Origin of the sequence: Pseudoxanthobacter sp. (assembly GCF_036822375.1) — a bacterium.
GTDB lineage: Bacteria > Pseudomonadota > Alphaproteobacteria > Rhizobiales > Segnochrobactraceae > Pseudoxanthobacter.
Map to the genome: position 1 here is coordinate 1 of NZ_DAISHT010000260.1, position 4,255 is coordinate 4,255.

The 4,255-nt window shown below is 70.1% G+C and carries 4 protein-coding genes; 3 read left to right on the forward strand and 1 reads right to left on the reverse strand.

Annotated elements, in window-relative coordinates:
- Positions 1-495 precede the first annotated feature (495 nt).
- Together panB and panC are read left to right on the forward strand one after the other, a co-directional pair.
- Positions 496-1,329 (forward strand): 3-methyl-2-oxobutanoate hydroxymethyltransferase, encoded by an 834-nt coding sequence (gene panB, locus V7067_RS16015; protein WP_334176900.1) that lies wholly within the window; start codon positions 496-498, stop codon positions 1,327-1,329.
- 71 nt (positions 1,330-1,400) lie between these two features.
- Positions 1,401-2,237: a pantoate--beta-alanine ligase gene (gene panC / locus V7067_RS16020; RefSeq protein ID WP_334176901.1), complete on the forward strand. Its 837-nt coding sequence runs from the start codon at positions 1,401-1,403 to the stop codon at positions 2,235-2,237.
- 207 nt (positions 2,238-2,444) lie between these two features.
- On the opposite strand, the gene V7067_RS16025 is transcribed toward panC, so the two are convergent.
- The gene (locus V7067_RS16025) at positions 2,445-2,828 is read right to left on the reverse strand and encodes a TIGR02300 family protein (RefSeq protein WP_334176902.1); all 384 of its coding nucleotides are present in this window, start codon (positions 2,826-2,828) and stop codon (positions 2,445-2,447) included.
- Positions 2,829-3,170: 342 nt separating this feature from the next.
- On the opposite strand from V7067_RS16025, the gene aroA reads away from it, so the two are divergent.
- On the forward strand, positions 3,171-4,255 hold a 1,085-nt coding region (gene aroA, locus V7067_RS16030), incomplete at its 3' end, for a 3-phosphoshikimate 1-carboxyvinyltransferase (protein ID WP_334176903.1).

The window sequence follows — 4,255 nt, forward strand, 5'->3', positions numbered from 1 at the left end:
AAAGTTCCGGCCCGGCCGGGGCGGCTGGGCCTCCGGGCCGGGTCTGTCAGTGTTCTGGTCTGCCAGTGTCTGGTCTGTCAGGCAGGCACCCGCCGGCGGGCGACCGGCAGGCAGACCCGTGGGTCGCAGGACGCCCGGGGCCTCACGTAATGCGTCCGCGGGCCTTTGCCAACCTCGCCGGCCGGCGGAGCACGCGGCGGCCGCGCTGTTTTTGCCGCGCACTCAGTTGAATGAAGGGGCAACCGGCGGTAAACGGAAGCCGCAGCGTGCCGCCGGCCGCAAAAAGGCCGGGCTGCCGCCGGACATAAGGTCATCCGAGAATCGCAAGGTCATCCGCAGAGTCGCACCGGTCGTGGCAGCCCCTGCCCCGCCCGGCCAGAACCGAGGCCGCGACACCGGCACTCCCTGCGGCGGGATGACAGGGAAATGCTGCCGCGCCACGGCCGGCACAGGGCGTTACCGGCCGGGGACCGGGCGCGAGGGAGTCTCAGGCACATGAGCGTGACAAACATCATGACGCGGGTCAGCGTGCCCGACGTGATGGCCCGCAAAGGGGCCGAGCCGGTGGTGGTGCTGACGGCCTACACCGCGCCGATGGCCGGCATGCTCGATCCCCATGTCGATATTCTTCTCGTCGGCGACAGCCTGGGCATGGTCGTCTACGGCCTGCAGAGCACGCTGGCCGTGACGACCGACATGATGATCGCCCACGGTGCGGCCGTGGTGCGCGGCTCGTCCCGCGCCATGGTGGTGATCGACCTTGCCTTCGGCACCTATCAGGAAAGCCCGGAGCAGGCCTTCCGCACCGCTGCGCGCGTGATGGCGGAAACCGGCTGCACCGCGGTGAAGCTGGAAGGCGGCATCGAGATGGCCGACACCGTGCGCTTCCTCGTGGAGCGGGGCATTCCGGTGATGGGCCATGTCGGCCTGACGCCGCAGGCGGTGAACCACCTCGGCGGCTTCCGCGCCCGCGGCCGCTCCACCGCCGAGCAGGACAAAATTCTTTCCGATGCGCAGGCCATTGCCGAGGCCGGCGCGTTTGCCATCGTGGTCGAAGCCGTGGTGGAGCCGCTCGCCCGGCGCATCACCGAGACCATCCCGGTGCCCACCATCGGCATCGGCGGTTCGGCCGCCTGCGACGGACAGGTTCTGGTCATCGACGACGTGATCGGAACGTTCAGCGATTTCAAGCCGCGCTTTGCCCGCCGCTATGCCGATCTCGGCCCGCAGATCGGCGAGGCGGCCCGCCTTTATGCCGAGGATGTGCGCGCGCGCCGCTTCCCCGGGGCCGAAAACACCTTCGCCCTGCGCCAGCCGGCGCGCACCTGAGCCTGCGCGCCGCGCGGCGGCAGCAACGGCCGCCGGCCGGCGATTTGCCCTCCGGGAAGGGACTTCCGATCATGGACATCATCCACTCCGTCGCAGACCTGCGGCGCAGGCTTGCCGGCGAACGCGCCACGGTGCTGGTGCCGACCATGGGCAACCTGCACGAGGGCCATCTCTCGCTGGTGCGCGAGGGGCTGAAGCGCGGCGGGCCGGTGGTCGTCAGCATCTTCGTCAACCGGCTGCAGTTCCTGCCGCATGAGGATTTTGACCGCTATCCGCGCACGCTGAAATCCGATGCCGAAAAGCTCGCCGCGCTGGGGCCGGTCATCGTGTTCGCCCCCGACGAGCGGGAAATGTATCCCGAACCGCAGACCTTCCGCGTGGTGCCGGACCCGGCCATCGCCGACCTTCTGGAAGGCGCCTTCCGTCCCGGCTTCTTCACGGGCGTTGCAACGGTGGTGGCCAAGATGTTCGGCCTCGTGCAGCCGGCCACCGCCATTTTCGGCAAGAAGGACTATCAGCAGCTTCTCGTCATCCGCCGCATGGTGCAGCAGCTTGCCATGCCGGTGGAGATCGTGGCCGGCGAAACCTGCCGCGCGGGCGACCGGCTGGCGCTGTCCTCGCGCAACGGCTTCCTCGATCCCTGGCAGCGCAGCGAGGCCCCCGCCCTCGCCGCCTGTCTGGAAACCTTCGCCGCCGGCGTCCATGCCGGCGAGAAGGCGATCGGGACGCTGGAAGCCGAGGCGACCGAAAGCCTGACCGCACGCGGCTGGCAGGTGGACTACATCACCGCCCGCCGCCGCAGCGACCTGGCCCCGCCGCCCGGCGCCGATATCCGCCCCGGCCACCTCGTCGCCCTCGGCGCCGCCCGCCTCGGCGACACGCGCCTCATCGACAATCTGGAATTCTGAGCCGCGCCGGCCGCGCGGCATCCCGGCCGGTGCGGGCAAAGATCACCCGTGCAAACCCCACCGGACAAGCCCCACCGGTGCAAGCACCGCGTGCAGGCGCGGCGAGGCGGCGGGCCGGGCGAAGGCCCCTGAACGAAAAAGGCCGGCCGCGGGGCGATGCCCGGCGGCCGGCCTTTTTTTCTGATTCGCGGTTCGGGACGGGGCGCCTCAGCGCTCTTCCTCGTCCTCGCCGACGCCGATGATGCCGGTCACGTCATCGCCTTCGTCGTCGTCTTCTTCAAGGAAGGCGTCCTCGTCACCGCCGATATCGGTGATTTCCTCGTCGCCCTCGATATCCGCCACCTCGGTGCCGGCGGCGTCGGCATCGGCCTCTTCCAGCGAGACCAGTTCGACATCGAGAACCTCGTCCTCGGTGTCCGTTTCGTCTTCCAGCGTGGCCATTTTGGCGGCCTTTTCCGGCCGGACCGCGGTCACACCGGCATCGAACACCGTGCCGCACTTCGGGCACAGGATCGGATTGCGGTTCAGATCGTAATAGCGGGTCCCGCAGTTGGGGCAGTGCCGCTTAGTGCCGAGTTCCGCTTTCGCCACGATCGCGCCTCGTCTGTCTTGCGAAATTCACTTGCGAAAATCTTCCGGGCAGCACGCACGGCCGGGCTGTGCGGGCCATTCTTTCAGGCCCGACGTGCCTCCGGCCGGCACACCATCCGGCTGTGCGAGCGGCGCTCCCTTACATGGGCGGGGCGGCGCTGTCAAAGCCTCATGGCGGCAGGCCGGCGCAAATCGCGCCGACCCGGCGAAAATGACCGTCCCGCGCCGGTGCGGTCAAGGCCCGGAGCGCCCGGACCGTGACGTGCCGGCAGCATCGTGATAGGACGGCCGCGCACCTTGCCCGACAGAGAAGGGCCGAACCGCTCGCTCACGGACCTCAGCATGAGCCACTCCGCCGCTCCCGCCCCGCTTTCCGCCCTCGCCTCGCCGGCGCTCTCCGGCCGCGTGCGGGTGCCGGGCGACAAATCCATTTCCCACCGTTCGCTGATGCTCGGCACCCTGGCCGTGGGCGAGACGGTCATCACCGGCCTGCTGGAATCCGACGACGTGCTGGCCACTGCCGCCGCCATGCGCGCGCTCGGCGCCACGGTGGAGCGCGACGCAGCCGGCGTCTGGCATGTGCACGGCGTGGGCGTGGGCAGCCTGCTGGAGCCCGCCGCGCCGCTCGATTTCGGCAATGCCGGCACCGGCGCCCGGCTCTGCCTCGGCCTCGTCGGCACCCACCCGATTGCGGTGACGGCGGTGGGCGATGCCTCGCTGTCGCGCCGGCCGATGGGCCGCGTGCTGGGCCCGCTGCGTGAAATGGGGGCCGAGGTGATCGCGCGTGCCGGCGACCGGCTGCCGCTGTCGATCCGCGGCGCCGAACGCCCGGTGCCGATCACCTACCGCCTGCCGGTTCCCTCCGCTCAGGTCAAATCGGCCATCCTGCTGGCTGCCCTCAACACCCCCGGCACCACCACGGTGATCGAGCCCGTCGCCACCCGCGACCACACCGAACGGATGCTGGAGGGCTTCGGCGCCAGGCTCGACATCGCCACCGATGCCGACGGCGCCCGCGTCATCCGCGTGACGGGCCCGGTGGAACTGACGCCCCAGCATGTCGATGTGCCGGCAGACCCCTCCTCCGCCGCCTTCCCGCTGGTGGCCGGGCTGATCGTGCCCGGCTCCGAGGTGACGGTGGAAACGGTGCTGCTCAACCCCACCCGCACCGGCCTGATCGACACCCTTCTGGAAATGGGCGCCGATCTGACCATCCGCAACGAGCGCCTGTCGGGCGGCGAGCGGGTGGGCGATGTGACGGTGCGCGCGAGCCGCCTGAAGGGCGTGACGGTGCCGGCGGCGCGCGCGCCGTCGATGATCGACGAATATCCGGTGCTGGCTGTCGCCGCCGCCTTTGCCGAAGGCGAGACGATGATGGAGGGCCTTGAGGAACTGCGCGTGAAGGAGAGCGACCGCCTTGCCGCGGT